The organism is Agromyces humatus, assembly GCF_021228295.1.
Taxonomy (GTDB): Bacteria; Actinomycetota; Actinomycetes; order Actinomycetales; family Microbacteriaceae; genus Agromyces; species Agromyces humatus.
The window spans coordinates 294,151-320,040 of the sequence record NZ_JAJQPD010000003.1 but is presented as its reverse complement, the minus strand read 5'-3'; the positions used below and the strand labels follow the sequence as shown (position 1 = coordinate 320,040).

The following is a 25,890-nucleotide window of genomic DNA, read 5'->3' as shown; positions in this document are numbered from 1 at the left end:
GGTGGGGTCTGCAACGTTCTGAGGCGTGATGGAGGACGACACAACGCGAGAGCGCGCGGTGATTCGCCGTTTGGGCCGGCCAGGAGACCTCGGCTGGGTGGTGATGGCCCACGGCGAGCTCTACAACGCCGAGTTCGGCTGGGACACCCGCTTCGAGGCGCTTGTGGCCCGGATCGTCGCGGACTACGCCGCTGATCACGATCCAGCCAGGGAGGCGGCCTGGATCGCCGAGGTCGACGGGCGACGGGTCGGGTGCGTGTTCTGCGTAGCCGTCGACCACACCACTGCGAAGTTGCGGATCCTGCTGGTCGACCCGGCCGGTCGGGGCCACGGCTTGGGCCGTCGCCTGGTGGACACCTGCCTGGACTTCGCGCGGACTGCCGGCTACCGGCGGATCACGCTGTGGACGAACGACGTGCTGGTCTCCGCCCGCCGGATCTATGAAGCTACCGGCTTCGAGCTGGTCGAGGAGGAACGGCACCACAGTTTCGGATTCGACCTCGTGGGGCAGAACTGGGCACGAGACCTCTAGGTGGGGCGGTCCGGCGAAGCCGGGAACCGGCTCCCTCGTGCGAGCACCGGCACGATGCGCACGAAGACGACCATGCCGATCAGTTCGATGAGGGTCTGCGTCACGACCGCGAGCGGAGCGAGGGCGAGGTCGGCGGGGAGGGCGAGCGCGAGCGGCAGGATGACCAGGGAATTGCGGGTCGCACCGCTGAAGATCACGGCTCGGGTTCGGGGTACGTCGAGGCGGGCGATCCGCCCGGCAGCGAGCCCCACGAAGAGCATGACGGCCAGGAACACGACGTAGATCGGGACGACCCGAACCAGGGTGAGCGCGGCACCGCCGACGTCGGCGATCTGCGAGCCGACCACGACGGCCAGGGTGAGCATCAGCAGCGGCACCATCGCACCGGCCATCACGCTCTCGATCGTTCGCCCCCACCGCTGCCTGCGGGCAACAGCCTGCACGATGCCGGCCGCGACGAGCGGCAACGCGATGAGGAGGACGAACGCCTCGACGAACGGCCCGGTGTCGATGCCCTCGACCCCGTCGCCGCTCGCGAAGAGCCACAGGTAGGCGGGGAGCAGCACGATCTGCAGCAGCATCAGCAGCGGTGTCGCCGCGAGCAGCTGCGGTCGCGCGCCGCCCGCGATTCCCGTGAAGACGATCACGTAGTCCACGCACGGGGTCAGCAGCACGAGCAGCACCCCGAGGAGCAGGCCCTGATCGTCGGCGACGAAGCGCGAGAGTCCGAAGGCGACGATGGGGACGACGACGAAGTTGACCGCGAGCACCGTCGTGAGGAATCGGATGTCCCTGAACGAACGCCCCACCTCGATGAGGGGCACGCCGAGGAAGGTGGCGAAGAGCAGCAGCCCGAGCACGGGGTTGGTCGCGACCGCGAGCGCCGGCCCGGCGGCAGGAACGAGGATCCCGAACACGCCTCCGGAGGCGATCGCGGCCAGGTAGAGCGCGACCTGGTGATGGTCCCACCAGTCCACCAGCCGCCGCATCCCCTCAGCCTAGAGAGGGCCGGCCGACGCGCAACGGACGAACCCGCGGTTGCGCCTCACACCGTGCGCAGCAGCACGTAGGCGACGAGCAGCGGCCCCCCGACGACGAGCAGCGACCACCACTCGAGGCCGCCCGTCCACAGCACAACGACCAGCAACCCCAGCAGGGCGACGAGCAACCCGATGATGATCCAGCTCAGCATCGGGACGACCCGGCCGACCCAGCCGAAGAAGTCCGACGGCTTCTCGGTCGGATGATCGGCGGGCTTGCCGATCCTGAGGAACGCGGCGATCTCCTCCCGGCGCGCCATCTCGGAGGTGCTGAGCGCGCCCGCATGCCCGCCGCGATAGAACCCGTCGTCTTGACTGACGACCCCATCGGCGTTCACGAAGCCGGCGGTGCCACCCGTACCGACGGTGGCGTTGAACGGCTTCAGGCCGCCGAGGAACGCCGAGAGCACGCCGACGGGCACGTCGATGCGAACGCGCTCGTTGTGCACCGCGCCGTCCTTCCACTCGCGGAGTCCATTCTTGTTCGGGCCGTAGGAGCCGATCTGTCGACGTCTGCGAAGCAACTCCCAGTCGAAGTTCGGGTTGAGCACCGTGCCCGCGAGCAGGATGTTGCGAAAGCGCACCGCCGGAACGCGAAGCATCGACCGCCCCAGCATGTAGGTGCCGTTCGAATGGCCGAGGAACGCGAAGTTGTCGGGGTCGTGGGTGACGGCGACATCGCCGTACTTCTCGAGGAATTGATGCGCCTTGCGGTTGCGCACGAACGGGAGCGCGAACTCGAATGCCGAGAAGTAACCGGTGTCGGGCGCGACGACCTTCGCGCGCCCGGTCGCCAGCTCGGCCCGCATGGCCGCGACCCAGTCGTCGTGGGCCGACGCTCGGATGCCGTGGTAGATGAAGTACACCCGCTTGTGGCTGAGGGGGGCGAGCCTGCGAGTCGGCTCGGGGGCACCGAAGATCGCCCGCTCAAGGGTGGGCCAGCGCAGCTTCACCTCATCGTCGGTCCGCAGATCGACGAGGCCGCGGTGATCGGTCGCGTCGATCCGGAACGTCACCGCGTCGGAGAGTTGATCGCTGTCGGTCAGGTCGTCGCCGGTGACGAGCACATCGTCGACGCCGATGACCTCGGCGACGTACGGGCGCATCGGGTCGGGGAGGATGCGGAACGCGACGAGCCAGAGGATCCGGAGATTCGTCACCCAGTACCCACCCGACTTCGCGTGTTCGATGGCGAAGTCGAAGAACGGCGATGCCAGGGCGTAGAGCAGCTTCAGAAAGGTGACTCCCCTGCGGAACTTGAACCCTCCGTTCGGAACGCCGAGCAGCACGATGCGACTCAGTTTCACGGGCCAGGCAGACGGTTCCCTGCGTTCGGAGCCGGTGCCCTTGAGCCAGGCCGACCGCACGATGAGCCCGCCGAGGCTGTGCCCGATGAGCACGATCTCGTCGACGTCGTGCGTATTCCGTTCGAGGTATGCGTCGAGGTTCGCGGCCTCGAGGTCGGGCGTTCTCCTGACACTCCAGGGCTTCACCCGCTGTGGGCGGGCGACCACCGTGGTGCCGGACCCCGCGCGCTCGCGCACCAGCTCGAGGAACGCATCGCTCCGATCCCTGCCGATGCCCGGGACGAAGACGATCAGTTTCGTCTTCACGCCGGTCGCGACATCCGTCGCTTCGATCGTCACCGGACGCCTACGCGAACGCGGGCATGATCCGGTCGTGCACCAGCCGCAGCTGCGTGTCGACGTCGGCGACGCCCTCGACCTCACGGCCCATGAACGACTTGACGAGCGCGGCGTCGGTGATCGCGAGGATCATGTGGTTGATGCCCGTGGGCGCGATCTCGCGCTGGATCTTCTCGAGGCACTCCTCGGGGGTGCCGGCGATCGAGAGCCTCTCGGCGAGCTCGGGCGATGTCAGGTCGATGGCCCCCGCGAGGTCACCCGCACCGAGGGCCTCGAGGATCGGGCCGAACTCCTCGGGCTCGACGCCGTTGCGACGCAACTGCTCGTCGGGCATCGACGAGGCGTAGAGCCCGACCATGGCGCGCGCCGCATCCTTCGCGGGGCCGGACTCCTCGCCGACCGAGAACACGACCCAGGCGCCCAGATCGAGATCCTGCACGTTCTTGCCCGCCCGCTCGGCTCCGATCGTGCAGTGCTCGATCATGTACTCGTAGGCCTCGCGCGTGTAGCTCAGTGCGTGGTGGCAGCCGTCGGAGAACTCGGCGCTGGCCTCGAACGACTTGGGCCCGCGCATCGCGCCCATCTTGACCGGGAGGTGCTCCTGCACGGGTCGCGCGAACGTGGTCAGCCCCGAGTACGAGAAGAATTCCCCGTCCATCGTGATGGCGCCGTCGTCGAGGAACGTGCGCACGACCTTCACGCCTTCGAGCGCCCGCGAGAGCGGTTTCGTGCCCTTCCAGTCGATCTTGTACTCGGCGAGCAGGCCGAAGTTTCCACTCGACAGTACGACCTCGGCGCGGCCGTTCGTGAGTTCGTCGAGGGTCGCGGCCGCCTGGGCGATCAGGGTCGGCTCGCGCAGCATGACACCGGAGGCACTCGGCCCGAACCGCACGTTCTTCGTCCTGTCGGCGGCCGCAGCGAAGAGGAGCCAGAGATCCTTGTGCCAGGTCTCGTCCGCGGCGTACACGCCGTAGAAGCCGAGTTCGTCGGCGAGCTCGATCGAGCGCAGAGACTGTTCCAACGGATAGACGGGAAGCGTGACATAGCTGAACTTCATGGCGATCTCCTTCGGGTTGCGTTACCGATCGGGTGGTGCGGTCACCGTCGACGATTCGGTGCCGGATGCCGCTTCGGCGCCCCGAGCCGCATCGTCGGCGTCGACCTCGGCGAGCAGTTCGGAACCCGTCACGACGCTGTTCGCGAAGTGCGCGTGCATCCAGGCCAGGTGATCGCCGCGCGCGTTCATGATGCGCAGCGAGTCCCAGTTCGGGAACGCCTGCTGCAGCACCCAGCGCTCCATGAGCCGCGGGTCGACCTCGTAGACGTGCTCGTGGGTCGTGATCGCGACATCCGTCACCCGCTGGGGCTCGGGCGGCTGCATCTGCTCCTCGTAGCGGAATGCCATCTCAGCCCTCCTCGGGGTAGGCGCGGTCGAGCAGGTACTTGCCCGGGTTCATGATGTTGTTCGGGTCGAGGGTGCGCTTGATGTCGAGCATGACGTCGAAGCCGCGGCCGAGCTCCTCGGGCACCAGGTCGACCTCGCCCTCGCGGCACGAACCGTGGCACGCGCTGATCGAGCCGCCGTGGTCGAGCGCGACGCGGGCGATGGCGCGTTTCGCGTCGACCCACATGCCCCAGGCGCGATCATCGAGCTGCTGCTCCCAGATGCCGACGTCGATCTCGGTGAGATAGTCGACACCCGTGCTCCCCGAGGTGTACGCGAACATGCCCCAGTCGTCGAAGACGTCGGTCCGGCGCCGCAGGTCGGCGACGATCTCGTGCCACGCCCTGGTGACCGAGGGCACGTGGGAGTAGTTGATGGCCGCGTCCTCGCAGTGCCAGCTCATCGGGATGACCTGGCCGTCTTTCGTTCGGCCGTGCAACGGAGTCGCGTAGCGGTCGTGCCGCGCCGCCCAGTCGCCCTCCGAGATCTCGTCGCCGAGGTAACGCGCACCGTGCTCCTTCGCGATGCGGAAGAGGCGTTTCCCGCCGGCCCGAACCTCGTCGTCCCAGCCGTACATGACCGCGCAGACGAGCGCGCGCACGTCGGTGGGCTGCGGAATGTACGCCTCGTCGTCGCGCCGCAGGTAGGCCACCTTGTGCTCGTCGAAGAGCACGGCCCCCGCGAACGTCGCGACACCGGCCCGCGCGAGGGCGCCGGTGCACGCGTACGCGTCGTCGTAGTTGTCGAACGCCCAGAACGGCGAGAGCTCGGCCTCGGGCTTCGGGAACAGCTTGAGCGTCGCACGCGTCGCGATGCCGAGCGTGCCCTGGTGGCCCATGAAGAGATGCTTGAGCTGGTAGCCGCTCGACGACTTCGACACCTTGCGACCGATGCCGTCGCCGACATGCAAGATTTCGCCTGTCGGCAGCACGTGGTCGAAGCTCATCACGAGGTCGCGGGTGTGGCCGTAGCGGGCGCCGATGAGCGACCAGCCGCTCGTGCCGATGCGCCCGCCGACGAGCGAGCACGGGTACGACGCGGGATCGTCGGGATAGAAGAGGCCGTGCGGCGCAAGGTACTCGTTGAGCTTCAGCATGTTGATACCCGTGCCGACCGTGACGGTGCGGTTCACCAGGTCGAGCTCGTGCACCTGGTTCATGCGCTTGACGTCGATCAGGATCCCGCCGCGCAGCGGCACCGCACCGTCGGTGAGTCCCGTGCCCCCGTCGCGGGGGACGACCGGTACCCGCAGGTCGTTGGCGATCTTCACGACCGCGGCCACCTGCTCGGTCGACGTCGGCAGCACCACGACGTCGGGGACCCGCTCCGACCAGCGGTGCACCGGGAACGGCGCCGGCACCCGCGCCCGGTTGTAGCGGTCACCACGTCCCGTGAGGATCTGTTCGTCGGCGAGCGCGGTGCGCAGGGCGCGGACGACCTCGTCGACGTCCTCGAGCATGATCGTCATCGGTGAGCTCCCCCTCAGCCGTGGCCCGAGCCCGAGCCCGCGGCATCCGAACCGACGCCGCCTGAACCGCGAGCGCTCTTGGTGCGGCGCACGCGGCCCATGGCACCCGTGCGCGCCTGTGCGAGCCGCCGGTCGCCGGTCTCGCCGCGCGTGCCGCCGACCTCGATGCCGAGCGACGTTGCGAGCAGCTCGTGGATGTCGAGCACGTCGATGTCGACGTCGTCGCCCGCCTCGGTCAGCGGGCGCTCCGACCACGGGCACGCGCTCACGAGCGTGTCGACGTCGAGCCGGCCGGCGTGGTCGAGGCGACGCGCGCTGATCGCGGCCGTGAGCTCGGGCTTCTCGACCGCGAGTCCCCCGCCGGCGCCCGAGCAGTACGACCACTGGGTGACCCGGTCGACGTCCTCGAACCGCAGCCCGGGGATCGCACGGAGCACCTCGCGCGGCTCCTTCCATATGCCCTTGCGCTTGTTGAGTCGACAGGGGTCGTGGTACGTGATCGCACGGTCGACGGCGACGTCGGGCACGAGCCGGCCGTCGCGGATCATCTCGGCGAACAGTTCGACGACGAGCACCACCTCGAGGTCGAAGTCCGCTCCGAAGTACTTCGGGTAGTCCTCGGTGAAGCTGATGTAGTCGTGCGGGTCGAGCACGAGGATCCGCTTCGTACCCGTGGCGCGCCACGACGCCATGTTGTGTTCGGCGAACACGCGGGCCTGGTCGACGTAGCCCATCTCGGCGGCCGGCCCGCCGCAGCACCACTGCTCGCCCATGAGCCCGAACTCGTAGCCCGCCTTCTGGAGCACCTGTGCGACGGCACGCGGCACCGACGTGCGGTAGAAGGCCGCCTCGCAGTCCACGAAGAGGATCGACTCGCCGCCGACGGGGATGCCGAGACCGTCGGCCCAGTCGCGCACGGTGTCCTGACCGACGGGCACGTCGCCGAGCACGGGCTCGTGGCTGCGCTCGGCCGTGCGGGCGTTCCACGACCGGTATCCCTCCTGATGGATGCCCGAATCGACGGCGAGCGCCCGCGCCGCCTTGACGACATCGACCGTTCGCGTGCGGAACCGGTAGAAGTCGCCCGTGTACAGCGTGTTCGGGCAGCGCAACTCGCAGGCGCCGCACTGCGTGCAGTTCACGTAGTCGGCGGCGACGTCGTCGATGGTCAGCTCTCCGCGCTCCATCGCCACGACGTTCGCGTGGAACGCCGTCGGGGTCCACGACTCGTTGCGGGTCTCGGTCATGACCGGGCAGACCTCGCGGCAGAACTTGTGGCCCGACGAATAGCAGTTGTACGAGGCGTTGCGCCACTCCTCGACGAACTCGCGGGTCTTCACGTCGGCGACCGGGATGACGACCTGCGGCACGACCTCGTCGTCGCGAGTGAGTTCGGCGAGTTCGGGCGGATTCCCGTGCATTCCGGGCGTGAACGCGTGCAGCAGCGGATCGGCGGGCGACTGCCCGTCTTGGTCGAGGTCGGTCACGGCAACTCCTCGGCGAGTAGAGCACGCTCCGGCGTGTGTCCGGAACGAGCAAAGCGACGTCGGACTGCGACAGTTGCCATCCTTCCGAACCTGACACCTCGAATCAAGGGTTGCGGAGGTATGGACGCGCGTGGTGCTCGAGGTGGTCGCCGAGCCGTGAGGCGATCGGATGTCGCACCTCGCGGTCTTCGCCGAGCCGGGACGTCCGCCCCCGACGTGCCCAACGCGACGCAGACTGGAACCGTACCTATGAGAAGGAGACGACGTGAGCAGCTGGACCGAGGATGACCTGCGCCATATCGGCGATGCCGAGGAGTTGAGGGTCGCGTCGTACCGCCGCGACGGCACGCTGCGGCCGTACGTGATCATCTGGGTCGTCCGCGCCGGTGACGACCTCGTCATCCGGTCGGCCTACGGTCCCGACAACGGCTGGTTCCGCCGGGCGAAGGCGAGCGGTCGCGGGCGGATCCGCGCCGGCGGCGTCGAGCGCGATGTCGAGTTCGCGGATGCCGCACCCGATGCCCACACCGCGATCGACGCCGCGTACCACGCGAAGTACGACCGCCATGGGCCGCGCATCGTGGGGACGGTCGTGGGCGATCAGGTGGTCGAGACAACGTTCAGGCTGGTGCCGACCGGATCATAACCGTTCTCGGGGGTTACCAGCACCGCGACGCATGCTCAGCGCCGGCGATCTCGTCTGACGTCAGCGCCGAATCGCGTGCGGCGGTGTCGATGTCGAGTCGGTCGGCGCAGCCACGTCCCCGCCGATCTCGACCACCCGGTTGGCGGCGTCCACGTGCACGACGGCGGGTTCCCACTCCTGCAGCTCGTGCGCCTCGACCTGAGCGTAGGAGATGACGATCACGAGGTCGCCGACGCCGATCAGGTGCGCCGCCGCCCCGTTGATCCCGATCACGCCCGACCCGCGTTCCCCCTCGATCACGTACGTCTCGAGCCGCGCACCGTTGGTCACGTCGACGACGGCCACCTGCTCGCCGGGCACGAGGTCGGCGGCGTCCAACAGGTCCCGGTCAACCGTCAGCGACCCCACGTAGTGCAGGTCGGCATGCGTCACCGTCGCACGGTGGATCTTGGACTTGAGCATGGTGCGGATCATGGGGGTGTCGTCCTATCGCCGGCAGGGGCCACATACGAGTATGACGAGCATCCGGACACGTGGGTCGCTTGATGACGAGTTCTCACCGCTGCATCGACGTCGCCGATGTCGACCGCGTCCCGGACACATGAGCTGATGTGTCGAGAACACCGGCAAGCAGCTCAGCCCGCAGTTGGTCTCGACGCTCACCGAACCGTTCCAGCGCGGTACCGAGCGCATCCGCAGCGACCACCCAGGTGTCGGCCTCGGCCTGGCGATCGTCACGAGCATCGTGCACGCACACGATGGAACGCTGACCGTCGCGCCCCGTCCCGACGGCGGGCTCCGTGTCGCGGTCCGGCTGCCGGCCGCCCCGTCGCCCGACACCGGCAGATGATCCATCGCGCGGCTGATCGGCCTGCACTCAGCCGCCGACGACGATGCGGGTCGCCTCGGCGATGGCCTCGTTGTCGTACGCGGCGTCCGCGCGATCGGTGCGGGTCATGATGGCGATGGTGAGCGGGGTCTCACTCGGGCGCCAGAGCACGCCCGCGTCGTTGACGACCCCGTAGTCGCCTCCGCCGGTCTTGTCCGCGAGCTCGTACGGCGGCGTCAGCCCGGCACGCATGCGGTTGTCCGACGTCCTATTGCGCAGCATCCACTCCCTCAGACGGGACGAGGCGAGTACGCCGGCGGCGTCGTCGAGCAGGAGCGCTTCGTAGATCCGCGCGATGTCGTCAGGCGTCGACGTGTCTCGTTCGTCGCCGGGGATCGCATCGTTCAGCTCGGGCTCCCACCGGTCGAGCCGGGTGTGCGTCGCGCCCAGCGAGACTGCGAACGCGGTGATCGCCGCGGGCCCGCCGAGCTCGCGCAGGATGAGGTTGCCCGCGGTGTTGTCGCTGAAGCGCAGGGCTGCGTCGGCGAGTTCCCCGGGTGTCGCCTGCCACGTCGTCGTCTTGTCGAGCACGCGCGAGTTCTCGACGAGATCGTCGCGTGTGAACGGAATGGGCGTGTTCCAGTACACGTCGTCGTAGCCGCGCGACTGCACCAGCGCGCCTACGGCCATCGTCTTGAAGAGCGAGCACATCGGGAACCGCTCGCCGCCGCGGTACCGGAACGCCCGGTGCGAGCCGTGCGCGACGGCCGTGACGCCGATGGTGACGGATGCCGCGAGCTCGAGTTCGCGCAGCGCGCGGGTCATCCGCTCGGGGTTGCCGACAGGAGCCGCGAACGCAGGCGGACCGGCCATGACGGCGGCGGCGACACCGGCGGTGGAGAGGCCGCTGAACGCGAGCAACGAGCGGCGGGTGATCGGAGTGGAGTTCGGTCGTGAGGTCATGGCGGCAGTCTTGCCGCCCGCCGTCGATGCAGGCAAAGCACTGAAGGCGGCTATCAATGCAAGAATCGCATGCATGTCGAGACAGCTCGATCTCAAGGCCGCTTGCGAGGTGTTCGTCGCAGTGGCGGAACGCGAGAGTTTCACTGCAGGCGCCGCAGGCGCGGGTGTGACGCAATCGGTCGCGAGCCGACGCATCGCCGCCTTGGAGGAGCACCTCGGCGCGCGGCTCTTCGACCGATCCTCGCGTCGCGTCGAACTCACCGAGTTCGGGCATGGCGTGCTGCCGACGGCGATCAAGCTCGTCACGGCCGCGCACCAACTCTCGGATGACGCTGGCCGTGCCCTCCTTCTCCCGGTCGGGTTCGGCGTGCCGCACCACATCGACGAGTCCGCCGCGGCGCGGCTCTGCGCTGCGGCCGCGGCCCGATCGATGACGGTGGAGCTCGCGCCGGGGCGTCCGGCCGAGCGTGCGGAGGCGTTCAGCGCCGGTCGCATCCGGCTGGTGCTCGAACACGTCGAACCCGACCGCGCCCGGTGGTCGAGTCCACTCGGGGTCGGCAGTGCTCGGGCCGGCCACACCGACGCACCGTTCTTCTTCGCCGAGCTGAGGCAGAAGCGTGGCGCGGTGCGAACACGACGACTCTGGTTGCAGCCCGAAGACGAGGTGCCGCACGTGCGGGACCGGCTCGAACGGGTGCGGAACGGCGCCGGGCTCGTACCGGGGCAGCTGCGCATCGCACCATCGATCATCACGGCGATGGCCGAGGCGATCGGCGGTGGCGATCGGGTGCTCTGCACCCGCGCGGAGGCCGACGGGTTCGGCCTCGGATGGCGGCCGCTCGGCGACCTCCGGCTCGTTCGCGGCTACGCTCTCGCCTCCCGAGACGGCGACCTCGCGGCGCGCTTCACCGAAGCGACCGGCGCGCACCTCGCAGCACTGCTCCGGGCGACCGAGAACGTGCCACCGCTCACGACACGGGCGAGGAAGGCGAGATTCGCCCATGCTGGGTGACCACAGAGTGGTGCGCGAGGCCGCGGCAGTGCTCGCCGACGCGGGGCTCACTGCCTCCATCGTCGTCCGCGACCTCCGCAGCGGCCGCGAGATCTCGATCGAACCCGACGAACCGTATCCACTCGCCTCCGTCGTCAAGCTCCCGCTCGCCCTCGCGGTGCTCGATCGGGCGGCAGTCGGCGAGCTCGATCTCGCCCGGATGGTGGAACTCGCCGATGCGGATCGCACGCCCGGGCTCACGGGGTACAGCCGTTTCCGGCATCCGACGACCGTTGCCGTGGAGGACCTGATCTACATGGCCCTCGCCGTCAGCGACGACACCGCCGCCGACGCTTTGTTCGGCCTCTGCCCGCCCGTCGCGGTCACCGACCTGCTCCGCGAGCTGGGTATCGCCGACATCACCGTGCGCCACTCGATCCGCGAGCTCCACCGAACCCTCGCGAGCAGGCTCTCACCCGAAGAGATGCCGCAGGCGCTGACGCTCGCCGTCCAGGCCTCGACGCAGGGCGGCGGTCATCTCATTCCGCAACTCGACGTCACGAGCGCGAACGCCGGAACCGCACGCTCGCTTGCGACCCTCCTCGACCGGATCTGGTGCGACCCCGCGCTGCGCCCGCACCGGGCGGTGCTCCGCGACCTGCTCGGCATGAACCTCATGCGTCAGCGGCTCGCGCCCGACCTCGAGTCGGACGATGCGGTGTGGCACTCCAAGACCGGGAGCTTCCTGCATCTCCGGCACGAGGTGGGCGTGCTCGAGCACGTCGACGGCGGCGTCTTCGCGATCGCCGTGCTCAGCGAGTCATCCGTTCCGGCGTGGCGGCAGCCGGCCGCCGAGCAGGCGCTCGGCCACGCGGCGAAGCTGCTGCACGACCGGTTGCGGTCGGATCAGGCGCCCCCTATGCGGTGAGCGCGCGATTCGATGGCGCCGAGCAAGAAGCCCCCATGAGGTGGCTCTGTCGTGATCGTGGTGCGCGAGGGGGGACTTGAACCCCCACACCCTTGCGAGTACTGGCACCTGAAGCCAGCGCGTCTGCCAATTCCGCCACTCGCGCACGTGTGGTCGCACCGTGGTGCGTCCAACCACGAGAGACTAACATCTCCGAGGCGGCAACACCATTCGAGCACCACCCTTGGCACTCCCTCAGAGTCTCCACCTGACCTCGCGCTCCCGCGCCACGCGGCAATACCATCGAACGTACGGGTTCTGGCGCCCCACGACCATCGCGACCGAAAGGACCGCCCCCGTGTCCCCTTCCCCCTCGTCCCCCACGACACCGAGGGCTCCCGCCGACACCGATCTCAGCGGCATCCGCGGCTACCTGTTCGACCTCGACGGCGTGCTCACGCCCACGGCGATCGTGCACATGCACGCGTGGGCGCGGCTGTTCACGCCCTACCTCGAGCAGCACGGTGCCGCGCCGTATCGCGAGGCCGACTACTTCGCCCACATCGACGGCAAGCCCCGCTACGACGGGGTGCGCAGCCTGCTCGAGAGCCGAGGCATCCGCATCCCCGAGGGCGACGTGACCGACGCGCCCACTGCTGACACCGTGCACGGTCTCGGCAATCGCAAGAACGAGGCCTTCAACGAGACCCTGGCCGACGAGGGCGTCGCCCCGTATGCGACGAGTGTCGCGTTCCTCGATGCGGTGCAGGCGAGCGGATGCCTCGTGGCCGTCGTCTCGAGCTCGAAGAACGCACCCGCCGTGCTCGATGCCGCAGGCCTCGCCGACCGGTTCGAGGTCGTCGTCGACGGCGCGGTCGCCGCGCGCGAGGGGCTGCCGGGCAAACCGGCGCCCGACACGTTCGAACGCGCGGCCGTGCTGCTCGGCCTGCCGACCGCTGCGTGCGCGGTCGTCGAAGACGCCGAGTCCGGTGTCCGCGCCGGCGCGGCCGGCGACTTCGGCATCGTCATCGGCGTCGACCGCGGAGTCGGCCGAGACACGCTCGTCGAGCTCGGTGCCGACGTCGTGGTCGACGAGCTCGACGAACTCATCCCCGCGCTTCGGCGGGTCCACGAGGAGCGAAGCGACGTCTCGAAACCCACCCGCTCCGGTTTCGAGACGGCTCCTCAACCCACGCGAAGGGGGGATCACGCATGAGGTTCGCCGACGACGATCCGCTGAAGCGCAGCCGCTTCCCCGTCGACGAGTGGGCACTCGTCGAGACCGAGTTCGGCAACGAAGACATGGGGCGCACCGAGACCCTGTTCGGGGTCGGCAACGGCTACGTCGGCCTTCGCGGCAACGTCGAAGAGGGCCGCGACGGCCACATGCACGGCACGTTCGTGAACGGGTTCCACGAGACCTGGCCCATCAGGCACGCCGAAGAGGCGTTCGGCTTCGCGCGGGTCGGGCAGACGATCGTGAACGTGCCCGATGCGAAGATCATCCGCCTGTACGTCGACGACGAGCCGCTCGTGCTCACCGAGGCCGAACTCCTCTCCTATGAGCGGCGGCTCGACTTCCGGCTCGGCGCACTCAGCCGGTCGATCGAGTGGCGCACGCCAGCGGGCAAGCGCGTGCTGATCACGAGCCGACGCATGACGAGCTTCACCGACCGACACCTCGCCGTCATCGACTACGAGGTCGAACTGCTCGACGCCGACGCCGCGGTCACGATCTCGAGCCAGGTGCTCAACCGCCAAGACGGGCGCGACGAGTACCGCGGCGGCGTGCTCGAGGCGCCCGGCGGGTTCGACCCGCGCAAGGCCGAGCAGTTCATCGAGCGGGTGCTGCAGCCCCGGGTCAAGCGCGACGCCGACGGCCGCTACATTCTCGGCTACCAGTGCACGAACTCGGGCATGACCCTCGCCGTCGGCGTCGAGCATTCGATCGCCACCGACAACGCCTTCTCCGAGAGCGGAACCATCGGCGACGATCTCGCCAAGCACGTGTACCGCGTGCACGCCAAGCAGGGCATGCCGATCCGCATCACCAAGACCGTGAGCTACCACACGGCACGCAAGGTGCCTGCGCGCGAGCTCGTCGACCGGTGCGACCGCACCCTCGACCGCGCGGCCGAACTCGGGGTCAGCGAGCTCTTCACCCAGCAGCGCGCCTGGCTCGACGACTATTGGGAACGATCCGACGTCGAGATCGCCGCGCAACCGGCCCTGCAGCAGGCGACGCGGTGGAACCTCTTCCAGCTCGCCCAGGCCACGGCCCGCACCGACGGCGGCGGCGTCGCCGCCAAGGGCGTGAGCGGCTCAGGATACGGTGGTCACTACTTCTGGGACAGCGAGATCTACGTGCTGCCGTTCCTCAGCTACACCGCGCCGATCGTGGCGCGCAATGTCCTGAGGTTCCGGCAGCGCATGCTCGATGCCGCCCGGGCTCGCGCCCTCGAGCTCAACCAGATGGGGGCCCTGTTCCCGTGGCGCACCATCAACGGCCAGGAGTCGTCGGCCTACTATGCGGCGGGCACCGCGCAGTACCACATCGACGCCGACATCTCGTATGCGCTCTGCCAGTACGTCGCGGCGACCGGCGACACCGACTTCCTCGGGCGCGGCGCGATCGACATCCTCGTCGAGACCGCCCGCATGTGGGAAGACCTCGGGTTCTGGCGGTCGAATGCCGACGACGTCTTCCACATCCACGGCGTCACCGGGCCCGACGAGTACACGACCGTCGTCAACGACAACCTGTACACGAACGTCATGGCGCGGGCGAACCTCGCTGCGGCCGCATTCGCCATCGACAACCTGCAGGTCGACGACGCGGTCGCGTACCACCAGCTCGTCCAGCGGCTCGGCGTCACGCCGGCCGAGGTCGCCAGCTGGCGCCGCGCCGCCGCGCACATGCATATCCCGTTCGACGAGCAGCTCGGCATCCACCCTCAAGACAGCGCGTTCCTGCAGAAGGAGCTGTGGGACCTCGAGCACACTCCCGAAGACCGCCGTCCCCTGCTGCTGCACTACCACCCGCTCGTCATCTACCGGTTCCAGGTGCTCAAGCAGGCCGACGTCGTGCTCGCCCTGTACCTGCAGGGAGACCGATTCACCGCCGCCGAGAAGCGCGCGAACTTCGAGTACTACGACCCGCTGACCACCGGCGACTCCACCCTCTCGGCCGTCGTCCAGTCGATCATCGCGGCCGAGGTCGGCTACCACGAACTCGCGGTGCGGTACTTCCGTTCTGCCCTCTTCGTCGACCTCGCCGACCTCCATCACAACGCGGCCGACGGCGTGCATGTCGCGTCGACCGGCGGCGTGTGGTCGGCCCTCGTGTCGGGGTTCGGCGGATTCCGTGATCACAACGGCGTCTTCACGTTCGACCCGCGCCTGCCCGACACCTGGGAGCGCCTCACGTTCCGCCTCACGCTGCGGGGCACTCGCCTGCGCGTCGACCTCAAGCCCGAATCGATCACGTTCACGGTCGAGGTCGGCGACGAGGCGACGGTCAGGGTGCGGGGCGCCCAGGTGACCGTCGAACGCCACTCCCCGGTGACGGTGCCGCTCGACGGTCAGGGCCCGCGGCTGTACGGCTCGCCGACGATGCAGGATGTCACGGGCTCGCGCCGCGCCGACGGTACCCTGCTCACGGCGTCGATCCCAACGCTGTCGCTCGACGCCGACGATTTCGAGACCGTGATTCCGATCGACTGAATCGACGTCTGCACAGGCCTTCGGGCTACCATGTCACACAGTCAGAAACCGGAGCGGGAGACCTGTGGGCCTACTGGACAACTTCGAGAAGGGTCTCGAGCGTGCCGTCAACGGCGCGTTCGCGAAGACCTTCCGATCGGGGCTGCAACCCGTCGAGATCACGTCTGCTCTCAAGCGCGAGATCGACACGAAGGCGGCCGTGGTCTCGCGCGACCGCGTGCTCGTGCCCAACAACTTCACGGTCCGCCTCGCTCCGGCAGACTACGACCGCATGACGGGCCTCGGCCCGGCGCTCATCGACGAGCTCGTCGACCTCGTGCAGAAGCATGCTGCGAGCCAGCGCTTCCAGTTCGCGGGCGGCATCACGATCGGGCTCGACCGAGACTCCGGCCTCAGCGTCGGCATGGTGCAGGTCGACTCGCTCAACGTCAAGGGCCAGGTCGCCTGGACCCCGGTGCTCGATGTCGACGGCAAGCGCTACCCGATCATCAAGGGCCGCACCGTCATCGGTCGCGGCAGCGAGGCCGACATCACCCTCGACGACTCGGGGGCATCCCGCCGGCACGCCGAGGTGCAGTGGGACGGCAGCCGGGCGCGCGTGCGCGACCTCGGCTCGACCAACGGCACCCAGCTCAACGGCAGTCCGGTCAAAGAGGCCATCCTCGAACCCGACTCGGTCATCACCATCGGCCGGTCGCGCATCGTCTTCCGCGTGCTCGCCCAGGCGTCGGGCGCACCGAGCGATCCGCGCCGCGCCGACCCGGCGACTGAGCGCCACGACATGGGCGGGTTCTGGGGGCCCGGCGAATGAGCGAACTCACCCTCCTCGTCCTGCAACTGGGCTTCCTGCTGCTGCTGTGGGTGTTCATCTTCGCCATCGTGTACGCCCTGCGCAGCGACCTGTTCGGGCAGCGCGTGCGCAAGCTGCAGCCCGAGGCGTCGAGCGCGGCACCCGCCCCCGCGGCCTCGGCGTTCCCCAGCTCCCCGGTGACCCCGGTCCCCGCAGCGCTCAGGGCTCCCGTCGCGGCGTCGGCAGCGACATCCGGGCCCGACGGCGAACTCGCCTCGAGCGAGAACGCGACCCGACTCGTGATAACGAGCGGAACGAAGGCGGGCGCCGAGTTCCCGCTCGGTCGCGACGAGATCACGATCGGCCGGTCGAGCGACTCGGCCATCATCATCCGCGACGACTACACGTCGACCCACCACGCCCGCATCATGCTGTGGAACGGCCGGTGGATGATCCAAGACCTCGACTCCACGAACGGCACCTTTCTCAACGGCTCCCGAGTGACCGTGCCCGTGCCCATCCCGCTCGGAGCCACCGTCAAGGTCGGAGCGACGACGTTCGAGCTGCGACGGTAGCCCATGGCGACGGTCAAGGCGAGCGCAGCGGTCTCGCACGTCGGGCGGGTCCGCTCGAACAACCAGGACTCCGGCTACGCCGGGCGCCGGCTGTTCCTCGTCGCCGACGGCATGGGCGGCCACGCCGGCGGTGACGTCGCGAGCGCGATCGCGACCCGCCGCATCGCCGAGGCCGACATCGACTACGACAGCTCCGTCGATGCGGGGGCCGATCTCGAGGCCGCACTGATCGCCGCGAACCGGCAGATCGCCGAGACCGTCGCCGACCACGCCGAGCTCACCGGCATGGGCACGACCGTGAGCGCGCTGCTGCATCTCGGTGACCAGGTCGTCATCTCGCACATCGGCGACTCCCGCATCTACCTGCTGCGTTCCGACGAGTTGAGCCAGATCTCGACCGACCACACCTTCGTGCAACGCCTCGTCGACGCCGGTCGCATCACCGCCGACGAGGCCATGGTGCACCCGCGTCGTTCGGTGCTGATGCGCGTGCTCGGCGACGTCGAGGCTTCCCCCGAGATCGACCAGATGGTGCTCGACACCCGCGACGGCGACCGGTGGATGCTCTGCTCCGACGGCCTTTCGGGGGTGGCGTCGTTCGACGAGATCCTCGAGATCATGTCGGCCGACGCCGGGGCGAAGCAGGTCGCCGATCGTCTCGTGAAGGCATCGCTCGATGGCGGCGCGCCCGACAACGTCACCGTCGTCGTCGTCGACATCGGCGAGCCGGCCGCTCCCGCGACGCCCCCGCTCATCGTCGGATCCGCCGCCGCCCCGCTCGCCTTCGGCGCCGCACCCGAACCGGCCCGGCCCCGCGGCATCCGTCTCACTCCGTTCCGGCCGCACCCGGTTCAAGAGACGCACTTCGAACCCGACTCCGAGGACTTCTTCGACGAGATCATCGAGGAAGACGCGCGTCGCAGGCGCCGGCGACGGTGGCTGTGGGGCTTCTGGATCGTGCTGCTCATCGGGGCGATCGTCGCCGCATTCGTGCTCGGCTACCAGTGGACGCAGACGCGCTACTACGTGGGCGAGTCCAACGGCCGGGTCGCCGTGTTCCAGGGAATCCAGCAGAACCTCGGCCCGCTGTCGCTGCACGAATTGCACACCGAGACGACCATCGACGTCTCGGAGTTGCGCACGTACGATCAGCAGCGAGTCGAGCAGACGATCAGCGCCGGCTCGCTCGGCGAGGCGAGGCTCATCGTCCAGCGATTGGAGGACTCCATTGAGTGACGTGACCGGCACGCCGGTCGCCACCGGCACGCCGCCGACCGGCGTCCGAAGAATCCGGATGCCCCAGAAGCTGCGCAATCTCGAATTCTGGCTGCTGCTCGTGGCCTGCTTCATCAACGCCGCCGCGATCGTGCTCGTGCAGCTCGGCGCAATGCGCCGCGTCGACACGCAGCTCGTGCTGCTCGGCGCCGGCCTCTCGGTGCTCGTCTTCGGCCTGCACATCGCGATGCGCTTCGTCGCACGCGACGCCGACCCGTTCCTGCTGCCGATCGCGACCGTGCTCAACGGCCTCGGCATCGCCATGATCTACCGCATCGACATCGCCAACGGCGAGGCCGGCTGGGAGTCGGCGGCCGTGCGCCAGATCGCATGGAGCGCGATCGCGATCATCGCCGCGATCGCGACGATCCTCGTCATCCGCAACCACCGCGTGCTGTTCCGGTACACCTACCTCGCCGGGCTCGTCGCGATCGTGCTGCTCCTGCTGCCGCTCGTCCCCGGGCTCGGGCGCGAGGTGAGCGGCGCGCGGGTGTGGATCGGCTTCGGCGACATCGCCACGTTCCAGCCCGGTGAGATCGCCAAGATCGCCCTCGCGGTGTTCTTCGCCGGATACCTCGTGCGCAACCGCGACTCGCTGTCGATGGTCGGCACGAAGTTCCTCGGCATGAAGTTCCCGCGCGCCCGCGACCTCGGGCCGCTGCTGGTGGTGTGGGCTCTGTCGATGTCGGTCATCGTGTTCCAGCGCGACCTCGGCACGGCACTCCTGTACTTCGGCCTGTTCCTCGTGATGCTCTACGTCGCCACGAGCCGCATCTCATGGGTCGTGCTCGGCCTCACGCTGTTCGTCGGCGGCGCCCTCATCGCGAGCCAGACCCTCGACTACGTGGGCAACCGCTTCGCGAACTGGCTCGACCCCCTCAATCCCGAGCGCTACGAGCAGGAGTTCGGTGGCAGCTACCAGCTCGTGCAGGGACTCTTCGGCCTCGCCAACGGCGGCCTCATCGGCACGGGCTGGGGTCAGGGACGCCCCGACCTCACGCCGGTGCCGCAGAGTGACTACATCATCGCGAGCCTCGGCGAAGAGCTCGGCCTCGCCGGCGTGTTCGCGATCCTCGCGCTCTACCTGCTGTTCGTCGCACGCGGATTCCGCATCGGATTCGCCGGTCAAGACGACTTCGGCAAGCTGCTCGGCGTCGGCCTCGCCTTCGTCGTGGCCCTGCAGGTCTTCATCGTCGTCGGGGGCGTGACCCGGGTCATCCCGCTGACCGGTCTGACGACCCCGTTCCTCGCGGCCGGTGGTTCGTCGCTCGTCGCGAACTGGATCATCGTCGCGCTGCTGCTGCGACTCTCCGACACGGTACGCAACCATCCGAGGCTGGTGATCGACGGATGAACCGGGAACTCAAGCGCGTCTCGATCATCGCGCTGCTCATGTTCGTCACGCTGCTGGTGTCGTCGACGATCATCCAGTACGTCCAGGCCAGCGCCCTCGCGGCCGACCCGCGCAACGCCCGCACGCTCTACGAGAGCTACTCGGTCGAGCGCGGGCCGATCCTCGTCGACGGCACGCCGATCGCGTTCTCGCAGCCGAGCGACGACGACTACAAGTTCCAGCGCGTCTACGCCAGCGGACCGCTGTACGTGCCGATCACGGGCTATATCCCGGTGAACGGCGAGGCCACCGGGCTCGAGCGATCGCTCAACGAGTATCTGAGCGGTCAATCATCGAGCCAGTTCTTCGATTCGCTCAACCGGCTCATCTCGGGTCAAGACCCTATGGGCGCATCCGTCGAGGTCGCCATCGATGCGGTGGCGCAGCAGGCCGCATGGGACGCGCTCGGCGACTACACCGGCGCGGTCGTCGTCACCGAGCCGTCGACGGGGCGCATCCTCGCGATGGTGACCAAGCCCACGTTCGACCCGAACTCGATGGCGGTGCACGACAGCGCGCAGGTCCAGGCCACCTATGACGGCCTGCTCGCCGATCCCATGGATCCGCTCTTCAACCGTGCCACCGGCGGCGACATGAACCCCCCGGGGTCGGTGTTCAAGCTGGTCGTCACGGCCGCCGCGCTCGAATCGGGGCGGTACACCCCCGAGTCGACGTTCCCCAACCCCGCCGAGCTGACGCTGCCCGGCACCGACGCGGTCGTGCGCAACTCGAGCGGCGGGTCGTGCGGCGGCGGTTCGACCGTGACCCTGGCTGACGCGCTCCGGCTCTCATGCAACATCCCGTTCGCCGAACTCGGCATGGACCTCGGCGACAACGCCATCCGCGAGCAGGCCGAGAAGTTCGGTTTCAACAGCGAGTTCCTCATCCCCACCGCAACCGAGGTGAGCACCTACCCGCGCGGCCTCGACGACCCGCAGACCGCACTCAGCGCCTTCGGCCAGGGCGATGTGCGGGCGACCCCGTTGCAGATGGCGCTCGTGTCGGCCGCGATCGCGAACGGGGGCATCGTGATGAACCCCAACCTCGTCGACCAGATCACGGCGCCCGACTTCAACCCGCTGCAGGAGTTCGAGCCCAGTGAGTTCGGCCGCGCCATCAGCGAGCAGACGGCGAACACGATGGTGCAGATGATGGTCAACGGCGTCGAAAACGGGGCTGCGAGTAATGCAAGAATAGACGGCGTCAGTGTGGCCGGTAAGACCGGAACAGCGGAGAACGGCGAGAGTGACCCGTACACTCTCTGGTTCACGGGTTTTGCCCCCGCAGACAATCCTCAGTATGCAATCACTGTGCTCGTGGAGGACGGCGGAGGACTGGGTCAGGAGGGGTTCGGCAATCTCATCGCCGCACCCATCGCAAAGCAGGTACTAGAGGCGGTGCTGAACAAATGAGACCGAGCGCAGGGCTCACCTTCGGGGGGCGCTACGAACTCCAGTCGCGGATCGCGATCGGCGGCATGGGCGAGGTGTGGCAAGCCACCGACCTCGTGATCGGTCGACAGGTCGCCATCAAGATCCTGAAAGACGAGTACCTGGGCGACCCGGGGTTCCTCGAGCGGTTCCGCGCCGAGGCGCGCCACGCCGCGCTCGTCAATCACGAGGGCATCGCGAACGTGTTCGACTACGGCGAGGAAGAAGGCAGCGCCTACCTCGTCATGGAGCTCGTACCGGGTGAGGCGCTCTCGACGATCCTCGAGCGCGAGCACGTGCTGTCGACCGACAAGGTGCTCGACATCGTGGCGCAGACCGCGTCGGCGCTGCAGGCCGCCCACGCGGCCGGCCTCGTGCATCGCGACATCAAGCCCGGCAACCTGCTCATCACCCCCGACGGTCGGGTGAAGATCACCGACTTCGGCATCGCCCGCATCGCCGACCAGGTGCCGCTCACCGCGACCGGCCAGGTCATGGGCACCGTGCAGTACCTGTCGCCCGAGCAGGCTTCGGGTCATCCCGCGTCGCCCACCACCGACATCTACTCGCTCGGCATCGTGGCGTACGAGGCGCTCGCCGGCCGGCGGCCGTTCACCGGCGAGTCGCAGGTCGCGATCGCCATGGCGCAGATCAACGAGACGCCGCCCGACCTTCCGGTCACGGTCTCCGAGCCGGTGCGCAACCTGGTCTACTCGTGCATCGCGAAGAACCCGGCCGACCGCCCGCAGTCGGCGGCCCACCTCGCCCGCGCCGCCACGGCGCTGCGGCGCGGCGATGTGCAGGCCGCTGCGGCCGCGGTGCCCGCCGTACTCGGTGCGGCGGGCGTCACCGCTGCGACCATGCTCATGCCGCAGCAGGGGGCCGCCACCGCGGCCACGACCGTGCTGCCCGCAGCCGCTCCCGGCGACGGCGAGCTCGAAGAAGAGGGCGAGGGCGAGAAGAAGAAGCGCAGCCCGTGGACGTGGCCGCTCATCGTCCTCATCGCCCTGCTCGCGATCGTGCTCATCGGCACGATCATCGCCTTCGCATTGAACGCGGGCAACGAGTCCCCCAATACGACGCCCCCGTCGACGCCGCCCTCCACGCCCGCCGACACCCCGACTCCGACACCGACGCCCACCCCCACCGAGGTGGCTCCCACGACCGCACAGATCAATCCCGGCGACTTCGTCGGACTCTCGGCCGACGAGGCGAGCCAGAAGCTCGTCGACCTCGGCATGGTCGCGAACGCCGCCGAGGGCAACGCGGCCACGTCGCCCGACCAGGCAGGTCTCGTCTACGCGGTGAACCCGACCGGTCCCGTGCCCCTCGGCAGCGAAGTCACCATCACGTACTACGCGGCCCCTGAGACGCCTGCGGCTCCGTCGGCGGCCCCGACGGTCGACCCCGCCGAGGTTCGCAACGGCGAATCGTTCCGGGTCTCGTGGCCCGCAGCGACCTGCCCTGCCGGCCAGACCCTGTCGGGCTACCAGGTCGCCATCGACGGTCCGGCGAACGCCGCTCCGCCGCTCGGCGCCGGCGCGACCGACGTCACGATCACCACGACCGGTGAGGGCACGGTCAACGTGAGCTACCAGTACTTCTGCGGCCAGCTCAGCTCGCCGTCCTCGCCTTCCACTGCCGTCAACGTGATCGCCGGACCCGACACCAGCAGCGAGTAGACCGAACGCGTCGAACGCCGCCGCCCAGCGGCGCGACACCCACACGACGACCACGACGAGCCATGAAGGGAGCCGCGCACCGTGAGCGATGAAGGACGAGTCCTCGCTGGACGATATCGCGTGGGCTCGCTCATCGGGCGCGGCGGAATGGCCGACGTGCACGTCGGCACCGATACCCGACTGGGGCGTCAGGTCGCCATCAAGCTGCTGAAGCCGCAGCTCGCCACCGACCCGGCGTTCCGCATGCGGTTCCGGCAGGAGGCCCAGTCGGCTGCACGCATGGCGCACCCCACGATCGTGCGCGTGTTCGACGCCGGCGAAGAGACGGTCGTCGACCCTTCGGGGCACGAGGTGCAGCTGCCGTTCATCATCATGGAGTTCGTCGAGGGGCGCCTGCTCAAGGACATCATCCACGATGGCCCGCTCGAGCCCGCCGCGGCGGTGCGCGTCATCGACGGAGTGCTCACCGCCCTCGAGTACTCGCACCGGGCCGGCGTCGTGCACCGAGACATCAAGCCCGGAAACATCATGATCACCACCACCGGCCAGGTGAAGGTCATGGACTTCGGCATCGCACGCGCCGTCTCCGATTCGGCGACCACGGTGGCGCAGACCACCGCGATCCTCGGCACCGCATCGTACTTCTCGCCCGAGCAGGCCAAGGGCGAGACCGTGGACGCGCGCACCGACCTGTACTCCACGGGTGTCGTGCTGTTCGAGATGCTCACCGGGCGCCCGCCGTTCCGGGGCGACACACCCGTGGCCGTCGCGTACCAGCACGTCAGCGAACGACCCGTCAAGCCCAGCGTGATCAACCCGAAGGTCTCGCCCGCGCTCGACTCCGTGGTGCTGCACGCACTCGCGAAGAACCGCGACGAGCGCTACCAGACCGCGGTCGAGTTCCGCACCGACGTCGACACCGCGGCAGCCGGTCGCGTGCCGGTTCACCAGAAGCCGAGCGAGTCGCAACTGCTGTTCGGGGCGCCCACGGCGTCGCTCTCGAGCTCCGAGCTGGCACTGCGACAGCTCACCGAAGACGAGACGATGGCGCGCACGCAGCGACGCCCCCCGGCGATCTGGATCTGGTCGGGCATCATCGGCGTCGTCGTGATCGTCATCGCCGTCATGTACTGGGCGTTCAACCTGCAGCCCGCCGACGACCTGCCCTCGAATGCCCGCAAGGTTCCGGTACTGACCGGCATCACCTACGAGGCCGCCGTCGAGCGGCTCACCGCCATCGGACTGCCCGCGACACGGATCGACGAGACGAACGAGACGGTGCCGGCCGACCAGGTCATCGGCAGCGAACCGGCCGCCGGCGATATCGTCGATGCCGGCACGGTCATCCGAGTGCGCGTCTCGACCGGGCGGGAGGCGGTCGCCGTGCCCGAGCTGACGAACATGACCCTGGCCGACGCGAAGGCCGCGCTCGAGGCCGTAGGCCTGGTCGCCGGCCAAGAGACCCGTGAGTATTCGCCGACCGTGGCCGCCGACACCGTCCTGTCAACCACGCCCGAGGGCGGCGCCTCCGTCGAGATGGGTTCAACGGTGCAGTTCGTGCTCTCCAACGGGCTCGTGCTGCTTCCCGACCTCACCGGGCAGACGCTCGCTGCGGCATCCGACTACCTGACGGCCGACAACCTGCAACTGAACCCGGTCCCGGTGCCCGATGCGGCGTGCCCGACCGCGCCCGGGTCGCCGATCACGCGCCAGTCGCTGGCCCCCGGCGACGTGCCGCAGCACTCCGACGTGCAACTCACCTACTGCGCCGGCTGAGCGCCACACGAGCGCACACGAGCGCACACGAGCGTGCGTGGATGCGTGCGTGGATGCGTGCGTGCGTGCCGGGATAGGTGCGCGCGCTACGCCGTCGGGCGCACCAACGGGTTCAGGTCTGCCGCGCGCTCACGCGCCTCTGGCAGCCCGGCGACCGCGAGCCAGTTGCCGAGCATACGGTAGCCGCCCTCGGTGAGCACCGACTCGGGGTGGAACTGCACGCCGTAGATCGGTGCGGTCACGTGCCGCAGCCCCATGATGACGCCACCCTGGGTGCGACTCGTGACGACGAGCTCGGACGGCATGGTGCCGTCGACGATCGCGAGCGAGTGGTAGCGGGTCGCGGTGAACGGATGAGGCACGCCCTCGTAGAACGGGCTGGAGTCGTGCTCGATGCGCGAGGTCTTTCCGTGCATGAGCTCTTCGGCGTTCGTGACGACGGCGCCGAACGCCTCGGCGATCGCCTGGTGGCCGAGGCACACCCCGAGGATCGGCTGCCCCGTCGCGAGCGCCGCCTCGACCACGGGGATCGACACCCCCGCATCGGCCGGCTTGCCCGGACCGGGTGAGATGAGCACGCCGTCGTACTCGGCGATCTTCGCGGGCACGTCGGCGACGTCGATGTCGTCGTTGCGCACGACCTCGGTCTCGGCGCCGAGCTCCTGCAGGTAGCCGTTCAGTGTGTAGACGAAGCTGTCGTAATTGTCGATGACGAGGATGCGGGTCATGGTGCCTCCACGGCGACGTTGATGGTGTTGGGCATCGCGCCGGCCCACTGGGCGCACACCCGGCGCCTCGTCGGTGCCGGGTGACCCGAAGACCCGTCCACGAACCCACCGACGGCAGGCTGCGACACGGACATATGAGCGATTCTATGCCGCTCCCATGTGCTCGAATCCGGCCGAGACCACTGGCGCCGACCCGGGCGCCTCCCCGGCGGCGACCTCCGTGCTGTGTCCGTGCGGTTCACTCGGATAGAATCGCCCGCATGGCACGTGCAAAATCATCGAAGCCCGAGCGCGCTGAAGCGACGAGTGGCGAAGAGGCTCCGAACCCGATCTGGTTCAAGCCCGTCATGTTCGGCTTCATGCTGATCGGGCTCGCCTGGATCATCGTCTTCTACGTGAGCCAGGGGCGCTTCCCGATTCCCGACCTCGGCTCGTGGAACATCCTGATCGGCTTCGGCATCGCCTTCGTCGGCTTCCTCATGACCACACGCTGGCGCTGACGACCTCGGCCGGCGAATTCTCGCGACGGGCGGGTGCTGCGGCATCCGCCCGCCTTCATGCGCAG

23 protein-coding genes, 1 tRNA gene and 1 pseudogene are annotated in these 25,890 nt (G+C 68.8%); 15 read left to right on the top strand and 10 right to left on the bottom strand.

The window, feature by feature from the left end; genetic code table 11:
- Nucleotides 1–28 precede the first annotated feature (28 nt).
- A complete protein-coding gene (locus LSF15_RS06745) occupies nucleotides 29–532 on the top strand; it encodes a GNAT family N-acetyltransferase (protein ID WP_232497930.1) in 504 nt (167 codons plus the stop codon).
- Here the strand turns inward: LSF15_RS06745 and LSF15_RS06740 are convergent.
- The 6 genes from LSF15_RS06740 to LSF15_RS06715 are packed head-to-tail and all read right to left on the bottom strand — an operon-like array spanning nucleotide 529 to nucleotide 7,617.
- Entirely contained in the window at nucleotides 529–1,521 is a 993-nt protein-coding gene (locus tag LSF15_RS06740) for an arsenic resistance protein (protein WP_232497755.1), read from the bottom strand. The genes LSF15_RS06745 and LSF15_RS06740 overlap by 4 nt on opposite strands.
- Before the next feature lie 56 nt (nucleotides 1,522–1,577).
- Nucleotides 1,578–3,218: an alpha/beta fold hydrolase domain-containing protein gene (locus tag LSF15_RS06735; RefSeq protein WP_232497754.1), complete on the bottom strand. Its 1,641-nt coding sequence runs from the start codon at nucleotides 3,216–3,218 to the stop codon at nucleotides 1,578–1,580.
- Nucleotides 3,219–3,225: 7 nt separating this feature from the next.
- Nucleotides 3,226–4,275, bottom strand: coding sequence for an LLM class flavin-dependent oxidoreductase (locus LSF15_RS06730; protein ID WP_232497753.1), 1,050 nt, complete (start codon nucleotides 4,273–4,275; stop codon nucleotides 3,226–3,228).
- 21 nt (nucleotides 4,276–4,296) lie between these two features.
- The gene (locus LSF15_RS06725) at nucleotides 4,297–4,623 is read right to left on the bottom strand and encodes a hypothetical protein (protein ID WP_232497752.1); all 327 of its coding nucleotides are present in this window, start codon (nucleotides 4,621–4,623) and stop codon (nucleotides 4,297–4,299) included.
- Between the two features lies 1 nt (nucleotide 4,624).
- On the bottom strand, nucleotides 4,625–6,130 hold the full coding sequence (locus tag LSF15_RS06720; protein WP_232497751.1) for an FAD-binding oxidoreductase: 1,506 nt from the start codon (nucleotides 6,128–6,130) through the stop codon (nucleotides 4,625–4,627).
- Between the two features lie 14 nt (nucleotides 6,131–6,144).
- Nucleotides 6,145–7,617 carry a (Fe-S)-binding protein gene (locus LSF15_RS06715; RefSeq protein ID WP_232497750.1) on the bottom strand — a complete coding sequence of 491 codons (1,473 nt, stop codon included), beginning with the start codon at nucleotides 7,615–7,617 and terminating at the stop codon, nucleotides 6,145–6,147.
- 265 nt (nucleotides 7,618–7,882) lie between these two features.
- Between LSF15_RS06715 and LSF15_RS06710 the strand changes: the two genes are divergently transcribed.
- Nucleotides 7,883–8,263: a DUF2255 family protein gene (locus LSF15_RS06710; RefSeq protein WP_232497749.1), complete on the top strand. Its 381-nt coding sequence runs from the start codon at nucleotides 7,883–7,885 to the stop codon at nucleotides 8,261–8,263.
- Nucleotides 8,264–8,323: 60 nt separating this feature from the next.
- On the opposite strand, the gene panD is transcribed toward LSF15_RS06710, so the two are convergent.
- The gene (gene panD, locus LSF15_RS06705) at nucleotides 8,324–8,737 is read right to left on the bottom strand and encodes an aspartate 1-decarboxylase (RefSeq protein WP_232497748.1); all 414 of its coding nucleotides are present in this window, start codon (nucleotides 8,735–8,737) and stop codon (nucleotides 8,324–8,326) included.
- Nucleotides 8,738–8,888: 151 nt separating this feature from the next.
- On the opposite strand from panD, the pseudogene LSF15_RS06700 reads away from it, so the two are divergent.
- A pseudogene (locus tag LSF15_RS06700) lies at nucleotides 8,889–9,113 on the top strand (ATP-binding protein); the annotation flags it as partial.
- A 27-nt stretch (nucleotides 9,114–9,140) separates the two neighbouring features.
- Here the strand turns inward: LSF15_RS06700 and bla are convergent.
- On the bottom strand, nucleotides 9,141–10,055 hold the full coding sequence (gene bla / locus LSF15_RS06695; RefSeq protein ID WP_232497747.1) for a class A beta-lactamase: 915 nt from the start codon (nucleotides 10,053–10,055) through the stop codon (nucleotides 9,141–9,143).
- A 73-nt stretch (nucleotides 10,056–10,128) separates the two neighbouring features.
- Here bla and LSF15_RS06690 point away from each other — a divergent pair, with 73 nt between their 5' ends.
- Together LSF15_RS06690 and LSF15_RS06685 are read left to right on the top strand one after the other, a co-directional pair.
- On the top strand, nucleotides 10,129–11,067 hold the full coding sequence (locus tag LSF15_RS06690; protein ID WP_232497746.1) for a helix-turn-helix domain-containing protein: 939 nt from the start codon (nucleotides 10,129–10,131) through the stop codon (nucleotides 11,065–11,067).
- Nucleotides 11,057–11,974 (top strand): serine hydrolase, encoded by a 918-nt coding sequence (locus tag LSF15_RS06685; protein WP_232497745.1) that lies wholly within the window; start codon nucleotides 11,057–11,059, stop codon nucleotides 11,972–11,974. Before LSF15_RS06690 ends, LSF15_RS06685 begins: the two co-directional genes overlap by 11 nt.
- 58 nt (nucleotides 11,975–12,032) lie before the next feature.
- On the opposite strand, the gene LSF15_RS06680 is transcribed toward LSF15_RS06685, so the two are convergent.
- Nucleotides 12,033–12,119 (bottom strand) — tRNA-Leu (locus LSF15_RS06680).
- A 192-nt stretch (nucleotides 12,120–12,311) separates the two neighbouring features.
- On the opposite strand from LSF15_RS06680, the gene LSF15_RS06675 reads away from it, so the two are divergent.
- From LSF15_RS06675 to pknB, 9 genes are all read left to right on the top strand, one after another.
- The gene (locus LSF15_RS06675) at nucleotides 12,312–13,169 is read left to right on the top strand and encodes an HAD family hydrolase (RefSeq protein ID WP_372459932.1); all 858 of its coding nucleotides are present in this window, start codon (nucleotides 12,312–12,314) and stop codon (nucleotides 13,167–13,169) included.
- Nucleotides 13,166–15,676: a glycoside hydrolase family 65 protein gene (locus LSF15_RS06670; protein WP_232497744.1), complete on the top strand. Its 2,511-nt coding sequence runs from the start codon at nucleotides 13,166–13,168 to the stop codon at nucleotides 15,674–15,676. Before LSF15_RS06675 ends, LSF15_RS06670 begins: the two co-directional genes overlap by 4 nt.
- 64 nt (nucleotides 15,677–15,740) lie before the next feature.
- Complete coding sequence (locus tag LSF15_RS06665; RefSeq protein WP_232497743.1) at nucleotides 15,741–16,487, top strand: FHA domain-containing protein; 747 nt, start codon at nucleotides 15,741–15,743, stop codon at nucleotides 16,485–16,487.
- The gene (locus LSF15_RS06660; protein WP_232497742.1) at nucleotides 16,484–17,041 is read left to right on the top strand and encodes an FHA domain-containing protein FhaB/FipA; all 558 of its coding nucleotides are present in this window, start codon (nucleotides 16,484–16,486) and stop codon (nucleotides 17,039–17,041) included. Before LSF15_RS06665 ends, LSF15_RS06660 begins: the two co-directional genes overlap by 4 nt.
- 3 nt (nucleotides 17,042–17,044) lie before the next feature.
- Nucleotides 17,045–18,277: a PP2C family protein-serine/threonine phosphatase gene (locus tag LSF15_RS06655; protein ID WP_232497741.1), complete on the top strand. Its 1,233-nt coding sequence runs from the start codon at nucleotides 17,045–17,047 to the stop codon at nucleotides 18,275–18,277.
- A 58-nt stretch (nucleotides 18,278–18,335) separates the two neighbouring features.
- On the top strand, nucleotides 18,336–19,670 hold the full coding sequence (locus tag LSF15_RS06650; protein WP_232497740.1) for an FtsW/RodA/SpoVE family cell cycle protein: 1,335 nt from the start codon (nucleotides 18,336–18,338) through the stop codon (nucleotides 19,668–19,670).
- Entirely contained in the window at nucleotides 19,667–21,121 is a 1,455-nt protein-coding gene (locus LSF15_RS06645; RefSeq protein WP_232497739.1) for a peptidoglycan D,D-transpeptidase FtsI family protein, read from the top strand. The genes LSF15_RS06650 and LSF15_RS06645 overlap by 4 nt, the downstream gene beginning before the upstream one ends.
- A complete protein-coding gene (locus LSF15_RS06640; RefSeq protein WP_232497738.1) occupies nucleotides 21,118–22,821 on the top strand; it encodes a protein kinase domain-containing protein in 1,704 nt (567 codons plus the stop codon). Before LSF15_RS06645 ends, LSF15_RS06640 begins: the two co-directional genes overlap by 4 nt.
- Before the next feature lie 81 nt (nucleotides 22,822–22,902).
- Nucleotides 22,903–24,597 (top strand): Stk1 family PASTA domain-containing Ser/Thr kinase, encoded by a 1,695-nt coding sequence (pknB, locus tag LSF15_RS06635; protein ID WP_308188439.1) that lies wholly within the window; start codon nucleotides 22,903–22,905, stop codon nucleotides 24,595–24,597.
- An 86-nt stretch (nucleotides 24,598–24,683) separates the two neighbouring features.
- Here the strand turns inward: pknB and LSF15_RS06630 are convergent, their stop codons facing one another.
- Nucleotides 24,684–25,325, bottom strand: a complete 642-nt coding sequence (locus tag LSF15_RS06630) for an anthranilate synthase component II (RefSeq protein WP_232497736.1) — start codon at nucleotides 25,323–25,325, stop codon at nucleotides 24,684–24,686.
- A gap of 260 nt (nucleotides 25,326–25,585) precedes the next feature.
- On the opposite strand from LSF15_RS06630, the gene LSF15_RS06625 reads away from it, so the two are divergent.
- Nucleotides 25,586–25,825, top strand: coding sequence for a cell division protein CrgA (locus tag LSF15_RS06625; protein ID WP_232497735.1), 240 nt, complete (start codon nucleotides 25,586–25,588; stop codon nucleotides 25,823–25,825).
- Nucleotides 25,826–25,890 lie beyond the last annotated feature (65 nt).

Coding starts and splice junctions, on each gene's coding strand:
- LSF15_RS06730 (WP_232497753.1), bottom strand. CDS start 4,275: ATGAAGTTCAGCTATGTCACGCTTCCCGTCTATCCGTTGGAACAGTCT.
- panD (WP_232497748.1), bottom strand. CDS start 8,737: ATGATCCGCACCATGCTCAAGTCCAAGATCCACCGTGCGACGGTGACG.
- bla (WP_232497747.1), bottom strand. CDS start 10,055: ATGACCTCACGACCGAACTCCACTCCGATCACCCGCCGCTCGTTGCTC.
- LSF15_RS06685 (WP_232497745.1), top strand. CDS start 11,057: ATGCTGGGTGACCACAGAGTGGTGCGCGAGGCCGCGGCAGTGCTCGCC.
- LSF15_RS06690 (WP_232497746.1), top strand. CDS start 10,129: ATGTCGAGACAGCTCGATCTCAAGGCCGCTTGCGAGGTGTTCGTCGCA.
- LSF15_RS06650 (WP_232497740.1), top strand. CDS start 18,336: ATGCCCCAGAAGCTGCGCAATCTCGAATTCTGGCTGCTGCTCGTGGCC.
- LSF15_RS06630 (WP_232497736.1), bottom strand. CDS start 25,325: ATGACCCGCATCCTCGTCATCGACAATTACGACAGCTTCGTCTACACA.
- LSF15_RS06640 (WP_232497738.1), top strand. CDS start 21,118: ATGAGACCGAGCGCAGGGCTCACCTTCGGGGGGCGCTACGAACTCCAG.
- LSF15_RS06670 (WP_232497744.1), top strand. CDS start 13,166: ATGAGGTTCGCCGACGACGATCCGCTGAAGCGCAGCCGCTTCCCCGTC.
- LSF15_RS06645 (WP_232497739.1), top strand. CDS start 19,667: ATGAACCGGGAACTCAAGCGCGTCTCGATCATCGCGCTGCTCATGTTC.
- LSF15_RS06655 (WP_232497741.1), top strand. CDS start 17,045: ATGGCGACGGTCAAGGCGAGCGCAGCGGTCTCGCACGTCGGGCGGGTC.
- LSF15_RS06625 (WP_232497735.1), top strand. CDS start 25,586: ATGGCACGTGCAAAATCATCGAAGCCCGAGCGCGCTGAAGCGACGAGT.
- LSF15_RS06745 (WP_232497930.1), top strand. CDS start 29: ATGGAGGACGACACAACGCGAGAGCGCGCGGTGATTCGCCGTTTGGGC.
- LSF15_RS06725 (WP_232497752.1), bottom strand. CDS start 4,623: ATGGCATTCCGCTACGAGGAGCAGATGCAGCCGCCCGAGCCCCAGCGG.
- LSF15_RS06720 (WP_232497751.1), bottom strand. CDS start 6,130: ATGACGATCATGCTCGAGGACGTCGACGAGGTCGTCCGCGCCCTGCGC.
- LSF15_RS06740 (WP_232497755.1), bottom strand. CDS start 1,521: ATGCGGCGGCTGGTGGACTGGTGGGACCATCACCAGGTCGCGCTCTAC.
- LSF15_RS06660 (WP_232497742.1), top strand. CDS start 16,484: ATGAGCGAACTCACCCTCCTCGTCCTGCAACTGGGCTTCCTGCTGCTG.